The sequence below is a fragment of the Bradyrhizobium sp. P3_C3 genome (assembly GCF_056402655.1).
Window position 1 is genome coordinate 25,694 of the sequence record NZ_JBFUGY010000001.1, and the last position, 14,328, is coordinate 40,021.

Here is a 14,328-nt window from a genome sequence, read left to right on the forward strand (position 1 = left end):
CTCCGTAAGAACGGGGCGAGGGAGCGCACCGCCCGCGCGGAAAGAGAATCCGCTCTCACACCGTCGGCAACACCGAAAACGCTTCCCCTGCCCTCCGCAGGTTCAACTCATCCGCACCGGCCGTCTCGCTGGTGACGCTGTCCACGCGCGAGGATGGCGGGCCGTGGCGGCACAGCGCGACCATGTCGGCGACATGCTTCGGCGTTCCCGCAAACAGCGCCTCCACGCTGCCATCGCGGCGGTTGCGAACCCAGCCTTCGAGGCCACTCGTTGTTGCCTGGTACTCGACCCAGGCCCTGTAGCCGACGCCCTGCACGCGGCCGCGGATCATGACCTGGAGGATCGCCCGGCTCATTTTTTCAGCCCGAGAAAGCCGGCGCTGCGTGCCTTGACGTCGGCCTCGCGCATCACGCGGCTGGTCAGGTCCGGCGACGGAAGTCCTGTGAGGTTCTTCGGCGGCGTGCCCTCGCGCAACGCTTTCTGCGTTTCGTAGACGGCCTGCGTGGCAGCCGCGATCGGCGCGTGGCCCTGAAGCGCGATGCGGACGCGCTGGCTGGCGAGATAGTCAATCGCGTTCAACTCGTCCGGCGCACCGCCGAGCACGATCGGCAGGCGCGTAGCGGCGACAATCGCCTCGAGCTCGGCGCGCGACTTGATGCCGGTGAAGAAAAGCGCGTCCACGCCGGTCGCCTCATAGGCCCTGGCCCGGCGGATCGCATCCTCGATCGAGGTGACCGAGGCAGCTCCAGTGCGGCCCATGATGACGAGCGAGGGATCGCCGCGGCCATCCAGCGCCGCCGTCATTTTGCCGACGCCTTCTTCCAGCGAGATCAGCTGTGTCTTGGCCTCGCCAAAGGCGGCCGGCAGCAGCGTGTCCTCGATGGTGAGGCCGGCGGCGCCAGCGGTCTCCAGCTCTTGCACCGTGCGGCGCACGTTGAGCGCATTGCCATAGCCGTGATCGGCATCGACCAGCACCGGCAGCGTCGCCGCGCGCGACATCCGCCGCATCTGCTCGGCAAGTTCGGTGAGTGTGATCAGCGTGACATCGGGGTCGCCGAGCACCGCGAGCGAGGCCACCGAGCCGCCGAACATGCCGAGCGGAAAGCCGAGATCCTCGGTGATGCGGATGGAGATCGCGTCATAGACCGAGCCGGGATGAACGCAGGCCGAGCCCGTCAGGATCGAACGCAGTTTTTCGCGGCGGGAACGAAAGGCCATGGTGCCCTCTCAACTGTTGCGACGCAGCCGCAACATACTCCGTCATTGCGAGCGCAGCGAAGCAATCCAGAATCTTTCCGCAGAGGCAGTCTGGATTGCTTCGCTGCGCTCGCAATGACGGTGTTGGTGGGGCCAGTGAGGGCCCCACTCACTTGCTTTACGCAAACTCCAGAATCAGCGCGTCCACCGCGAGCGTCGCGCCCGCGCTGGCGTGGATCTTCTTCACCGTACCGTCCTGCTCGGCACGGAGCACATTCTGCATCTTCATGGCTTCGATCACCGCGAGCGTCTCGCCGGCCTTGATCTCCTGCCCTTCGGTCACCGCGATCGAGACCACAAGGCCGGGCATCGGACAGAGCAGCTTCTTGCCGGTGTCGGAGGCCGTGGTCACCGGCATCAGCCGTGCCGAGGCTGCTTCCGCCTCGGTCCAGACATAGACCGGCACCTCGACGCCCTGGTGCGCAAGGCGGATGCCGTTGGCGATCGGGCGCGCCTGCACCGCGACGAAATGGCCGTCGATGGTGCCCTGCCAGACCGGATCGCCCGGCTTCCACGGCGACTGCAGCAGATGCGCGTTGCCGGCCTTGCCTTCGGCATCGACGAACCGGATCGCGATCGCCTCGCCCTCGCGTCCGACCTCGAGCAGAATCTCCTGGCGGTCGAGCCAGACCGCGCGGCGACGCTCGCGCTGCACGACGCGGCCGCCCATCTGGCCCGAGATCTGCCGCTTGCGCTCGCCGAGCACGTGGTCGATGGCGGCGCCGACCGCCGCGATCCGCCGCGCGACCTCGCCTTCGGGCACGCGCACGGCAAAGCCCTTGGGGAATTCCTCGGCGATGAAACCGGTCGAGAGCCGTCCCTCACGCCAGCGCGGATGGTGCATCAGCGCCGACAGGAACGGGATGTTGTGCCTGATACCCTCGACATAGAACGAATCCAGCGCGGTGGCCTGCGCCTCGATCGCGGCCGCGCGCGACGGCGCATGCGTGACGAGCTTGGCGATCATCGGATCGTAATAGATCGAGATCTCGCCGCCCTCCTGCACGCCGGTGTCGTTGCGCACGGTGATGCCGTCCTGGCTGGCTTCGGCCGGCGGCCGATACTTCACGAGGCGCCCGATCGAGGGCAGGAAGTTACGGAACGGGTCCTCGGCGTAGAGGCGGGATTCCACCGCCCAGCCGGTGAGCGTAACGTCCTTCTGGGTGATCGCGAGCTTCTCGCCGGCGGCGACGCGGAGCATCTGCTCGACGAGGTCGATGCCGGTGACGAGCTCGGTGACGGGATGCTCGACCTGAAGGCGCGTGTTCATCTCCAGGAAGAAAAAGCTCTTGTCCTGCCCTGCGACGAATTCGACGGTGCCGGCGGAGTCGTAATTCACCGCCTTGGCCAGCGCGACGGCCTGCTCGCCCATCCTGCGGCGGGTGGCCTCATCGAGCAGCGGCGACGGCGCCTCCTCGATGACCTTCTGGTTGCGGCGCTGGATCGAGCATTCGCGCTCGCCGAGATAGATGACGTTGCCGTGCTTGTCGCCCAGTACCTGGATCTCGATGTGGCGGGGATCGACGATGAACTTTTCGACGAAGACGCGGTCGTCGCCGAACGAGGCTTTCGCCTCGGCCTTGGCAAGGTTGAAGCCCTCGGCAACCTCGCTCTTCGAATGCGCGATGCGCATGCCCTTGCCGCCACCGCCGGCGGAGGCCTTGATCATCACGGGATAGCCGATCTCGTCGGCGATCTTCACCGCGTGCTTGTCGTCCTCGATGACGCCGAGATAGCCCGGCACGGTCGAGACCTTGGCCTTCGCGGCGGCTTTCTTGGATTCGATCTTGTCGCCCATCGCCGCGATCGCGCCCGGGTTCGGGCCGATGAAGACGATGCCGGCGGCCTCCAGCGCGCGCGGAAACGCCTCGCGCTCGGACAGGAAGCCGTAGCCGGGATGCACGGCCTCGGCGCCCGTCTTGCGGCAGGCCTCCACGATCTTCTCGATCACCAGATAGCTCTCGGCGGCTGCGGGCGGGCCGATCAGAACGGCCTCGTCGGCCATCTCGACATGGAGGGCATCGCGGTCGGCCTCGGAATAGACCGCAACCGTCTGAATTCCCATGCGGCGAGCGGTCTTGATGACCCGGCAGGCGATTTCGCCGCGATTGGCGATCAGGATGCGTTTGAACATGCTTTTCTTGAGTCTCGACCTTGGGCGGGACCCTTCCCTGGCCGTTGGGGCCTATCGGATGGGCCGTTGTGGCTCCCGTGGTACATCAAAATCAGCCGGAGGCAACGGTCTAAATCCGCGGCCCTCTGGCGTACCAGCGCAAGACCGAAATCGGCCCGGTGAGCCCATGAGCGGACCTACGGCTTCGCGGCCTTGGCCACGTCCCTGACCAAGTCGTGAATGAAGCCCAGCTTGCCGACCACCGCCGGCGACAGGATGAACGGATAGAGATCGCGCAGCCCCATGGCGCGGTTGACGCTGTTGATGGCGAAGGTGAAGGGCAGCCATGCATTGACGAGCGCCTCGACGTCCCTCGTCTCATAGGGGTTGAAACGGATGCGCGCCGTCAACTCCCCGTCGCGATCGACCCGGGGGCGTACCTCCATGCCGAACTCCGAGGCCATCTCCAGGGTATCGACGATGTGGAGGTAGTGCGCCCAGGTCTCGGCGAAATCCTCCCAGGGATGCGTGGTGGCGTAGGCCGAGACGTAGGTCTGCTGCCAGTCCGGCGGCGCGCCTTCGGCATAATGGAGCTGCAAGGCCTGGCCGTAATCGGCGGAATCGTCGCCGAACACGGCGCGGCATTGCTCCAGCCTGCCGCCCTCGCGCACCAGCACCTCCCAGAAATAGTGGCCGACCTCGTGGCGGAAATGCCCGAGCAGCGTGCGGTAGGGCTCGCCCATCTCGAGCCTGCGCCGCTCGCGCTCGATCTCGTCGGTCTCGGTCAGCGCGATCGTGATCAGGCCGTTATCGTGGCCGGTCATGATCTTCTGCCCGCTGTTCGGATCGTCGGCGAGGAAATTGAAGATCAGCCCATGTTCGGGATTTTCCTGCCGCGTCTGGAGCGGCAGCTTCCAGCGGATCAGGGAATAGAACAGCCGGTGTTTCGCCACCTCCAACTCGCGCCAGCCGGCGAGCTGAACCGGATCGGACAGATCGGGCACGATGCCGTTGTGGCGGCAGGCGCGGCAATAGCCGGTGGTGTCGCCCGCATCCGTCAGCCAGTTGCACGCGTCGTATTCGGCGTTACGGCAGAGCATCCGCCCCTTGCCCTTGTCGGCGAGCGTCATCCAGGCCTCGCCGTCCGGCTCGATCGCCGACATCGTCTCCTTCTCCGGCAGGAACGCGACGCGGTGGCCGCAGCGTTCGCAGGCGCGGTTCTCGAAATAGAGGACGTTGCCGCAGTCCTGGCAGACAAAGAGCTTCAAGATTTAGCCTCTTCGGGAAGAGAGTTTTATGATTAAGAGTTGCGACGCCTCGCAAATACGCGCGCGGGGGGCTCATCGTTCCAACATTCGGGAACAAATAGCCAGACCGGGCGTTCGTTCATACCCGCCCCTGCGATCGGTGGCGCCTTTCCGTCCTTATCCCCTTTTGAGTAATGGCTATCACGCTTTGTCTGTGGGAATATCGGCCCGGCACGTGCGCTCTTGCATCACAACGGCCGACACCTTGAACGATCCCTTGCCCGATACCACCGCCGCCGAAAGGCTGCGCCAGCACCTCGAAGAGATCGCGCGCGAGCGCGACGACGCCTATCACGCGCTCCAGGAGCGCGAGGCAGAGTTGGCGCGTATCCAGCGCATCGGCAAGGTCGGCGGCCTCGAGGTCGACTTCCGCGAAGGCTTCAAGAACCGCCGCTCGCCGGAATATCTGATGCTCCACGGGCTGCCGGCGGATGCCACCGACGAGTCGCATGAGGATTGGGTCAACCGCATCCATCCCGAGGATCGCGACGCCGCGGTCAAGCACTTCCTCGATGCGCTGGCCGGGACGAACGAAGACTACACCGCCGAATACCGCATCATCCGCCCCAACGACGGCGAGACCCGCTGGATCCGCGTCGTCGCCAAGTTCGAGCGCGACAGTGACGGCCGCGCCATTCGCCTCGTCGGCGCCCATATCGACATCACCGCCCAGGCACTCGCGCGCGAGACGCTGCGCGAGAGCGAGGAGCGCTTCCGGCTGATCGCCGACAGCGCGCCGGTGCCGATCTGGGTCACGAAGCTCGACCGCACGCGCTCCTTCGCCAACCAGGCCTATGTCGACTTCATCGGCCTGCCCTACGACCAGGCCATCGATTTCGACTGGCGCAAGATATTGCATCCGGACGACCTGCCGCATGTGCTGCAGCAATCCGTCCAGGGCGAAGCGTCGCTGAAGCCGTTCGTGCTGGAAGCGCGCTACAAGAACGCCAGCGGTGAATGGCGGTGGCTGCGCTCGGAATCGCAGCCGCGCTGGGACCCGACCGGCAAGCACATCGGCTTCATCGGCGTCGCCCACGACATCACCGCCGCCAAGCAGGCCGAGATCGAGCTGAGGCGACTCAACGAGACGCTGGAGGAGCGCATCACCGAGCGCACCGCCGAGCTCGAATCCAACGAGGCGCGGCTGCGCGCGATCCTGGAGACAAGCAACCAGTATCAGGGGCTGGTCAATCTCAGGGGCGAGCTGCTCTACGCGAACCGGACTGCGCTCGATGGCATTCGCGTGGAGGCCCGCGACGTCATCGGCAAACCGTTCTGGGACACGCCCTGGTTCAACCAGACCCAGGGCATGAGCGCCGTCGTGCGCGAGGCCTTCGACACCGTGCTCAGAGGCGAAGCGGTGCGGCTGGAGATGCGCCTGCGCCTGCCCATCGGAGAGCGCGATTTCGACTTCGGCATGCGTCCCGTGCTCGACCGCCACGGCAACATCACCGGTGCGGTGCCCGAGGCCGTCGACATCACCGAGCGCCGCCGCGGCGAGGAAGCGCTGCGGCAGTCGCAGAAGATGGAGGCGATCGGCCAGCTCACCGGCGGCGTCGCCCACGACTTCAACAATCTCCTCACCATCATCCGCTCCGCGACCGACTTCCTGCGCCGCCGCGAACTGCCGGAAGAACGCCGCCGCCGCTATGTCGACGCCATCTCCGACACCGTGGAGCGCGCCTCCAAGCTCACCGCGCAGCTTTTGGCCTTTGCGCGCAGGCAGCCGCTGAAGCCGCAGATCTTCAACGTCGGCAGCCAGGTCGAGGCCGTGGCGCAACTGGTCCGGCCACTGGTCGGCGGCCGCATCGCGATCGCCGTCGAGGTGAACGATGCCGACTGCTTCACGGTGGCCGACATCGCGCAGTTCGAGACCGCGCTGATCAACCTCGCCATCAACGCCCGCGACGCCATGGATGGCGAAGGCCGACTCACCATCGCCGTGCGCAAGGTCGCGGGCATCCCGAGCCTGCGTGCGCAGTCGGCGCGCGGCGGCGACTATGTCGCGATCTCGGTCGCGGACACCGGCAGCGGCATCGCCCCTGAAAACATCGACGCCATCTTCGAGCCGTTCTTCACCACCAAGGAGGTCGGCAAGGGCACCGGCCTCGGCCTCAGCCAGGCCTTCGGCTTCGCAAAGCAGTCCGAGGGCGACATCGCAGTGACGAGCACGCACGGCGAAGGTGCGACCTTCACCATCTACCTGCCGCAGGCGCACAGTCCCGCCGCGGAGAAGGACGCTGCGGCACTGACCAGCGAGGCCGCCACCACCGGGCGCGGCTATCGCGTGCTCGTGGTCGAGGACAATGACGACGTCGGCCAGTTCTCGACCGAGCTGCTGGAAGATCTCGGCTATGTCGTCCGCCGGGTCGCCAACGCCAATGCGGCGCTCGGCATTCTCGGCGAGAACGAATTCGCCGTCGACCTCGTCTTCTCCGACGTCATCATGCCCGGCATGAACGGCGTCGAGCTCGCCGGCGTCATCCGCGAGCGCTATCCGGGCCTGCCCGTCGTGCTCACCAGCGGCTACAGCAACGTCCTCGCCGAGAACGCGCATCGCGGGTTCGAGTTGATCCAGAAGCCGTACTCCGTGGAATCGCTGTCGCGTATCCTGCGCAAGGCGATCACCGAAAAGTTGGCGGCGGCAAGGTGAGAGATAACCGATGAAACCCGCCCTCCTCTCGGCCTGGCAGACCTGGGCGCTGCTCTCGGCCTGCTTTGCGGCACTCACCGCGATCTTCGCCAAGGTCGGCGTCGAGAACATCAATCCGGATCTGGCGACGTTCATCCGCACCATCGTGGTGCTGCTCGCCTTCTCGGTGCTGCTGTTCTTCACCGGCCAGTTCGCGGTGCCGTCGGCGGTCTCGTCGAAGACCTGGCTGTTCCTGGTGTTGTCCGGGCTTGCGACCGGCGCGTCCTGGCTGTGCTATTTCCGTGCGCTGAAGCTTGGCCCGGCGACGCTGGTGGCGCCGATCGACAAGCTCAGCGTCGTGCTGGTGGCTCTTTTCGCCTTCACCTTTCTCGGCGAGCGTCCGACCCCACAGGGCTGGCTCGGCATCGCCATGATCGGCGCCGGTGCGGTGCTGCTGGCCGTGAAGTTTTGAAGAGTGGAACAAAGGTGGCGTGAGATCGGTTTCTGGCCGGTCGCTTCCCAGCCTCGATCGAGAGACCGATGTCGAGCCAGGCCTCCCATCACCCCACCGACCAGACGAGACGCGCCGGCCGCGCTCTGGATGCGGCCAATTTCTTCCTCGCCGACGTCCGCGACGGGCTTGGGCCCTATCTCGCCGTCTATCTCCTCACCGAGCAGCACTGGGACGAGGCGCGCATCGGCCTCGTCATGTCGATCGCGACCATTGCCGGCATCGTGGCGCAGACGCCGGCCGGCGCACTGGTCGATGCGACGCGGGCGAAGCGGCTGGCGATGGTCATCGCCGCCATCATGGTGACGCTGGCGTCACTGTCGCTGCCGCTGTTTCCCAGCTTCCTGCCGGTCGCGGTCTCGCAAGGCATCGCGCAGGCCGCGGCAGTGATCTTTCCGCCGGCGATCGCCGCCGTCTCGCTGGGCATCTTCGGTCATGCCGCCTTCACCCGGCGGATCGGCCGCAACGAGACCTTTAATCACGCCGGCAATGCGGTCGCGGCCGGGCTCGCGGGGCTCAGCGCTTATTGGTTCGGTCCGACCGTGGTGTTCTACCTTCTCGCTGCCATGGCGGTCGCAAGCCTCGTGAGCATTCTCGCAATCCCCGCCCGCGCCATCGACCACGACCTCGCGCGCGGGCTGCACGACGCCGATACCGGTGACCGGCCGGAACAGCCCTCAGGTCTCGCGGTGCTCCTGACCTGTCGCCCCCTCCTCGTCTTCGCGGTCTGCGTCGTGCTGTTTCATCTGTCCAACGCGGCCATGCTGCCGCTGGTCGGGCAGAAACTCGCGCTGCAGGACAAGAACATGGGCACCAGCCTGATGTCGGCCTGCATCGTCGCAGCTCAAGTTGTCATGGTGCCGTTCGCGATGCTGGTCGGTGCGAAGGCCGACCGATGGGGCCACAAGCGCTTCTTCCTCGCCGCATTGTTGATCCTGCCCATTCGCGGCGCGCTCTATACGCTCTCCGACAATCCGTTCTGGCTGGTCGGCGTGCAGCTTCTGGACGGTGTCGGCGCCGGCATCTTTGGCGCGATCTTTCCCGTCATCGTCGCCGACCTCATGCGCAACACCGGCCGCTTCAACGTCGCGCAAGGCGCCGTCATCACCGCCCAGAGCATCGGCGCGGCGCTGTCGACGACGCTTGCGGGCCTCGTCGTGGTCGGCGCCGGCTACAGCGCGGCGTTCATCACGCTTGGCGCGGTCGCCGCGATCGGCGCCGTCGTCTGCCTCCTCGCCTTGCCCGAGACCCGGCGTGGCACCTTGCAGGCACAGGGGAAGACAGCGGCTCCAGCATCGGTTATCGCTGCCGAATGAACCGACCCAACCTCAAGGACTGAACGTGCCGTCTGACGCCATCTGGGCCTGGAGCATCATCGTCGCCGCGACCGCAGGCGTCATCATCCGGCCTTTTCGCCTGCCCGAGGCGATCTGGGCCGTGATCGGCGCCGGCGCCCTGGTGCTGCTCGGCCTCCTGCCGTGGCAGGACGCGCTCACGGGCATCGAGAAAGGCGTCGACGTCTATCTCTTCCTGATCGGCATGATGCTGATCGCCGAGCTTGCCCGGCTCGAAGGCCTGTTCGACTATCTCGCAGCGCTCGCCGTCGAATATGCAGCCGGCTCGCCGCAGCGGCTGTTTCTGCTGATCTATCTCGTCGGCACGGTCGTCACCGTGCTGCTCTCCAACGACGCCACCGCGATCGTGCTGACACCCGCCGTCTACGCCGCGACGCGCGCGGCCGGCGCCAAGCCGCTGCCCTATCTCTTCGTCTGCGCCTTCATCGCGAACGCCGCAAGCTTCGTGCTGCCGATATCGAACCCCGCCAATCTCGTGGTGTTCGGCTCGCGCATGCCGCATCTGACCGAATGGCTGCGTCAGTTCGCCCTGCCCTCGCTCGCCTCGATCGTGCTGACCTTTGTCGTACTGCGCATCACCCAGCATCGCGCGCTGAAACAGGAGATCATCGAGCGCCGCGTGCCGCACAAGGTGCTCAGCCGTGGCGGCAAGCTGACCGCGATCGGCATTGCTGCGATCGGCGTGGTGCTGATCACGGCCTCCGCGCTCGACAAGCAGCTTGGCCTGCCGACCTTCATCTGCGGCGCCGTGACGACCGGCCTCGTCCTGCTGCTCAGCCGTCAGTCGCCCATGCCGGTACTGAAGCACGTGTCCTGGAGCGTGCTGCCGCTGGTCGGCGGGCTTTTTGTGATGGTGGAAGCACTGGTGAAGACTGGCGTGATCGGCCATCTCAGCGCACTTCTGCACGAGGCCGTCGCGCAGTCCGTACCCGGGGCCGGCTGGAGCGTTGGGATCGCCACCGCCATCGCCACCAATATTGCCAATAACCTGCCGGTCGGCCTCGTCGCCGGGTCGATCGTGGCCGCCGATCACCTGCCCACCTCGGTCGTCAGCGCCATCCTGATCGGCGTCGACCTGGGACCGAATTTCTCGATCACCGGTTCGCTCGCGACCATCCTGTGGCTGGTTGCGCTTCGCCGCGAAAAAATCGAGGTCGGCGCCTGGCCGTTCCTCAAGCTGGGCCTGCTGGTGACGCCCCCCGCCTTGATCGCAGCGCTTGCGGCTGCGATCTGGTAATCGCGCGCAATTTGCGGCGCATCAATGTCGCCGCCAAAGCCGGACCTATGCTTCTTCGCGTCGCGCAGTCTCATACGGCGCGGCACGGAGGTCCATCATGCAGATTCAGTCAAAGGCATTGCCGCAGAGTTTTTCCCTGCGTCGGTCGTTTCGGAGCTTCACCGCGCCGGAACAAGGAGGCGGGACATTCCACCCCCTGCTCGTCGTCTCGGTCGTGGTGCTGCTGACCCTGTTCGCGATCGTGGAGATCGACCTCCACAGCGCCCAGCTTCAGGCGATCGGCCTGCTCGGCCATGGGTCCGGGATCAATCCCGTCTTCCTGAGCCCGTAGCGGGAAAAGCCCGATCGCGGCCACAAGGCCGCGACCGGGCAACGCGTTAGTCGTTCTCGTAGCCGTAGACTTCCGGCAGGATGAAGATTGCGGCGAGCAATCCGATCAGCGGGAAGATCGCGACCATCAGCGTGGCATTCGCCTGGCCGATCGCGGCGAACACCGTCGGGAACAGGAAGATCGCCAGGAACGACGGCAACTTCACGAACATGTAGGCGAAGCCGCTGGCCGTGCCGCGATACTTGGGCTTCGCAACCATGGTCGGGATCGTCATGCAGTTCGACGCGTCCCAATAATGGCCCCACAACATGGCGGCCGCTGCGAACGGCAGCAGGATCTTGTTGTCGGTGTAGAGCGCGAAGGCAGCGACCAGCAGCGAAGCCAGCACGATGCTGAAGCCGGCGATCGAGATGCCGCGGTGGCCGATCTTCGGCGTCAGCAGCGGACCGACCCAGCCGGACAGGGCCGCGAAGGAGAAGAGCGCCATCGTCACCAGGTTGATGCCGAGCACGCTCGACACGCCGACCATCACGAACAGCACCGGCAGATAGAATGCGAAGGTCGAGAACTCGCTGCCTTGCGCGAAACAGGCGATCCAGCCGTAGATCGTGGCGCGCCAGCGGATCGGGTCCTTCCTGAGGTCGGCGATGAAGGCACGTGTGCTGACCTTCGGCACCTTCACGTCCTGGTCCGGCAACATGTCGAGATTGTCGTTGAACATCTCGCGCGCGACCTTCTTGGCCTCGCGGTAACGTCCCTTCTGCACCAGCCACACCGCCGTCTCCGGCACGTCGTGACGCATGATCAGGATGATCAGCGCCGGCACCGCGCCGAGACCGAGCGTCACGCGCCACAGCATCTCGTGCTGCATGTCGATCAGCAGGAAGATCACGATGACACCGATGGTGAGAACTTCACCGACGGCGAACATGAATTGCCAGCGATTGCCCATGACCTCGCGCTCACCCTTGGCCATGGATTCCATGATGTAGGTGTAGCCGGTCGAAATATCCGAGCCGAGCGGAATGCCGAGCAGGAAGCGGATCACGATGAGCCAGGTCACGTTCGGCACGAAGGCCTGCGCCAGCGCGAGCACGATGAACAGCACCATCGTCACCAGGAACATGACGCGGCGGCCGATCTTGTCGGAGAGCCAGCCGCCGAGCAGCGCGCCGATCAAGGCGCCGCCCTGCGTGCCGGCTGCAGCGAGACCGAGCATCAGCGGATCGGGATTGTACTGCTCCTTGATGAAGATCAGCACGAAGGCGATCGAATAGAGATCCCAGGCTTCGACCAGGATCGAGGCCATCATCAGCCAGCCGACCTTGTTGCCCTTGGGACTGTAGTTCGTGATGAGGTAGCGGACCGCGGCTTCGCTCGCGGTCGGTTGTGGCATGGCCATTGTCTGCATGTTTGGTCCTCTCTTCAAAACTCTCTACGCGCCGAGCAGCGGCTCGATACTGCAATCGAGCAGGCGCGGATCGATCCCCGCCTCCATGCCCGTGAACATGTGGTCCATGTAGTCGATCAACGCATCGCTCGCCTTCACGGCGTCCTCGACATGGCGGCCGGCGACCGCAACGAGAATGGCGAGGTGGCGATCGATCGTGCCCGACAGTTCGGCCTGTCCCGGCATGAAGCGATGGTGGATGTAGCCGATGCGGCGGTACAGCGTGTGCAACGGCCGCAGCGTGTGCACCAGGAAGGGCTCGCCGGCGGCTTCCAGCACCAGCGCGTCGATGCGGCGATCGATGCTGTTGAATTCGTCGAGGGTCAGGGTGGCGCGGCGTTCGCGCAGCAGACGCTCGATGTGCAGCGCCTGATTGCGATGCGACAGGCTGGCGCGATCGGCCGCGAGCCGCACGACAAAGCGCTCCATGTCGCGGCGCAAGGCCAGCAGCATCCGCTCGCGCGCAAGATCGATCGGCGCGATGTGCAGGCCGTGGCGCGGACGGATGATGATGAGCGTGTCGGCGGAGAGACGATTGACGGCGTGATGCACTGGTGTGCGCCCGAACCCGGTGATGTGCTGCAATTCCAGCATCGTCATGAATTGTCCGGGCTTAAGCTCGCAGTGGACGAGCAGCTCTTCGATCCTCTGGTAAGCCAGCTCGAAGAAGTTGAGCCGGTTGCGCCGGGAGGGCTTGCCCTCGCCGTCGTCCTCGTTTCTCACCACCTCGAGCGCGCGCTTGCGCCGTGCCATGTCGTCCTCCTGTCAACCGCGCTCTCATTGCTGGGTGGCGCCTTAGTTGTGGGACCCTTAAAACATGTTGTGATATATTACAAGCAGGCGTAAGACGTTCGCGCGACCTGCAACATGTTGCAGTGCGAAATGAGACGTCAGGCGCGAGGCGTCTGTGATGGGAGGATTGTTGCCGTGAAGATCACGTCAATCGAGACGCTGCGCACCGAGGAATTTTCCAACGTCATCTGGGTGCGCGTTCACACCGACACGGGCATGATCGGTCTCGGCGAAACCTTCTATGGCGCGGGCGCGGTCGAAGCGCAGATCCACGACACCTTTGCCGGCCGCCTGCTCGGCCGCAATCCGCTGCACATCGAGGCGATCCACCGCGACATGCTGAACCTGCCGATGGCGCAATCCTCGACCGGCGTCGAATACCGCGCGGCGTCCGCAATCGACATCGCGCTATGGGATTTGTTCGGCAAGGTCTGCAATCAGCCTGTGCACCAGATGCTCGGCGGCCTCTGCCGCGACAAGCAGCGCATCTACAACACCTGCGCCGGCACTCAATATGTCCGCTCCACCAATATCAGCCCCGTCGCCAACTGGAATCTCGGCGCCTCCAAAGGCCCCTACGAAGACCTCGACGGCTTCATGCACCACGCCGACGCGCTGGCCGAAAGCCTGCTGGAGAGCGGCATCTCCGCGATGAAGATCTGGCCGTTCGACCCGGCGGCACAGGAGAACAAGGGGCTCTACATCACCGCAGCCCAGATGAAGCGGGCGATCGAACCGTTCGAGAAGATCCGCAAGGCCGTCGGCGACAAGATGGAGATCATGGTCGAGCTCCACTCGCTCTGGAACCTGCCGACCGCCAAGCAGATCGCGCGCGCGCTCGAGCCCTACAAGCCGACCTGGTACGAAGACCCGATCCGGATGAACTCGCCGCAGGCGCTGGCCGAATATGCCCGCTCGACCGACGTCTGGGTCTGCGCCAGCGAGACGCTGGGCTCGCGCTTTCCCTACAAGGACATGCTCGACCGCGACGCCATGCATGTGGTGATGGCGGATCTGTGCTGGACCGGTGGCTTGACCGAAGGCCGCAAGATCGCGGCGATGGCCGAGACCTATCACCGCCCGTTTGCGCCGCATGACTGCATCGGCCCGATCGGCTTCATCGCCGCCATCCACATGTCGTTCAGCCAGCCCAACACGCTGATCCAGGAATCGGTACGCGCCTTCTACAGGGGCTGGTACAATGAGCTCGTCACCACGATGCCGACGATCAAGGACGGCTTTGTCTATCCGATGGAAGGACCCGGCCTCGGCGTCGACCTTCTGCCCGCCGTATTCGACCGCTCCGATCTGACCGTGCGTCGCTCCAACGTCTGAGGATTTCT

General features: G+C 65.3%; 12 protein-coding genes. 6 read left to right on the top strand and 6 right to left on the bottom strand.

All coding sequences use genetic code 11. From position 1 onward, the window contains the following. Positions 1–55: 55 nt before the first annotated feature. From AC1DW2_RS00165 to AC1DW2_RS00180, 4 genes are all read right to left on the bottom strand, one after another. On the bottom strand, positions 56–355 hold the full coding sequence (locus tag AC1DW2_RS00165) for an acylphosphatase (RefSeq protein ID WP_014494616.1): 300 nt from the start codon (positions 353–355) through the stop codon (positions 56–58). Continuing rightward, on the bottom strand, positions 352–1,218 hold the full coding sequence (locus AC1DW2_RS00170) for an isocitrate lyase/PEP mutase family protein (RefSeq protein WP_354113678.1): 867 nt from the start codon (positions 1,216–1,218) through the stop codon (positions 352–354). The genes AC1DW2_RS00165 and AC1DW2_RS00170 overlap by 4 nt, the downstream gene beginning before the upstream one ends. A 157-nt stretch (positions 1,219–1,375) precedes the next feature. Beyond that, on the bottom strand, positions 1,376–3,391 hold the full coding sequence (locus AC1DW2_RS00175) for an acetyl-CoA carboxylase biotin carboxylase subunit (protein WP_477005030.1): 2,016 nt from the start codon (positions 3,389–3,391) through the stop codon (positions 1,376–1,378). Between the two features lie 176 nt (positions 3,392–3,567). Further along, positions 3,568–4,638 (bottom strand): zinc-binding metallopeptidase family protein, encoded by a 1,071-nt coding sequence (locus AC1DW2_RS00180; RefSeq protein WP_354113680.1) that lies wholly within the window; start codon positions 4,636–4,638, stop codon positions 3,568–3,570. A gap of 214 nt (positions 4,639–4,852) precedes the next feature. On the opposite strand from AC1DW2_RS00180, the gene AC1DW2_RS00185 reads away from it, so the two are divergent. The 5 genes from AC1DW2_RS00185 to AC1DW2_RS00205 all read left to right on the top strand — a co-directional run bounded on the left by AC1DW2_RS00185 (position 4,853) and on the right by AC1DW2_RS00205 (position 10,743). Further along, a complete protein-coding gene (locus AC1DW2_RS00185) occupies positions 4,853–7,330 on the top strand; it encodes a hybrid sensor histidine kinase/response regulator (RefSeq protein WP_354113681.1) in 2,478 nt (825 codons plus the stop codon). A 10-nt stretch (positions 7,331–7,340) separates the two neighbouring features. Next, positions 7,341–7,781, top strand: a complete 441-nt coding sequence (locus AC1DW2_RS00190; RefSeq protein WP_208087381.1) for an EamA family transporter — start codon at positions 7,341–7,343, stop codon at positions 7,779–7,781. A 68-nt stretch (positions 7,782–7,849) separates the two neighbouring features. Then, on the top strand, positions 7,850–9,136 hold the full coding sequence (locus AC1DW2_RS00195) for an MFS transporter (RefSeq protein ID WP_354113682.1): 1,287 nt from the start codon (positions 7,850–7,852) through the stop codon (positions 9,134–9,136). Between the two features lie 25 nt (positions 9,137–9,161). Further along, a complete protein-coding gene (locus AC1DW2_RS00200) occupies positions 9,162–10,412 on the top strand; it encodes an arsenic transporter (RefSeq protein ID WP_354113683.1) in 1,251 nt (416 codons plus the stop codon). A gap of 97 nt (positions 10,413–10,509) precedes the next feature. Then, positions 10,510–10,743 carry a hypothetical protein gene (locus tag AC1DW2_RS00205; protein ID WP_071912960.1) on the top strand — a complete coding sequence of 78 codons (234 nt, stop codon included), beginning with the start codon at positions 10,510–10,512 and terminating at the stop codon, positions 10,741–10,743. Between the two features lie 46 nt (positions 10,744–10,789). On the opposite strand, the gene AC1DW2_RS00210 is transcribed toward AC1DW2_RS00205, so the two are convergent. Both AC1DW2_RS00210 and AC1DW2_RS00215 read right to left on the bottom strand, forming a co-directional pair. Continuing rightward, complete coding sequence (locus AC1DW2_RS00210; RefSeq protein ID WP_071912958.1) at positions 10,790–12,154, bottom strand: MFS transporter; 1,365 nt, start codon at positions 12,152–12,154, stop codon at positions 10,790–10,792. A gap of 24 nt (positions 12,155–12,178) precedes the next feature. Further along, positions 12,179–12,946 carry a GntR family transcriptional regulator gene (locus tag AC1DW2_RS00215; RefSeq protein ID WP_283016806.1) on the bottom strand — a complete coding sequence of 256 codons (768 nt, stop codon included), beginning with the start codon at positions 12,944–12,946 and terminating at the stop codon, positions 12,179–12,181. A 174-nt stretch (positions 12,947–13,120) separates the two neighbouring features. Here AC1DW2_RS00215 and AC1DW2_RS00220 point away from each other — a divergent pair, with 174 nt between their 5' ends. Next, the gene (locus AC1DW2_RS00220) at positions 13,121–14,320 is read left to right on the top strand and encodes a mandelate racemase/muconate lactonizing enzyme family protein (RefSeq protein WP_167768060.1); all 1,200 of its coding nucleotides are present in this window, start codon (positions 13,121–13,123) and stop codon (positions 14,318–14,320) included. The last annotated feature ends 8 nt before the right edge of the window (positions 14,321–14,328 follow it).

Excerpts from the sequence above, each read along its gene's own strand:
- AC1DW2_RS00165 (WP_014494616.1), bottom strand. The coding sequence starts at position 355 with ATGAGCCGGGCGATCCTCCAGGTCATGATCCGCGGCCGCGTGCAGGGC.
- AC1DW2_RS00170 (WP_354113678.1), bottom strand. The coding sequence starts at position 1,218 with ATGGCCTTTCGTTCCCGCCGCGAAAAACTGCGTTCGATCCTGACGGGC.
- AC1DW2_RS00175 (WP_477005030.1), bottom strand. The coding sequence starts at position 3,391 with ATGTTCAAACGCATCCTGATCGCCAATCGCGGCGAAATCGCCTGCCGG.
- AC1DW2_RS00190 (WP_208087381.1), top strand. The coding sequence starts at position 7,341 with ATGAAACCCGCCCTCCTCTCGGCCTGGCAGACCTGGGCGCTGCTCTCG.
- AC1DW2_RS00195 (WP_354113682.1), top strand. The coding sequence starts at position 7,850 with ATGTCGAGCCAGGCCTCCCATCACCCCACCGACCAGACGAGACGCGCC.
- AC1DW2_RS00205 (WP_071912960.1), top strand. The coding sequence starts at position 10,510 with ATGCAGATTCAGTCAAAGGCATTGCCGCAGAGTTTTTCCCTGCGTCGG.
- AC1DW2_RS00210 (WP_071912958.1), bottom strand. The coding sequence starts at position 12,154 with ATGCAGACAATGGCCATGCCACAACCGACCGCGAGCGAAGCCGCGGTC.
- AC1DW2_RS00215 (WP_283016806.1), bottom strand. The coding sequence starts at position 12,946 with ATGGCACGGCGCAAGCGCGCGCTCGAGGTGGTGAGAAACGAGGACGAC.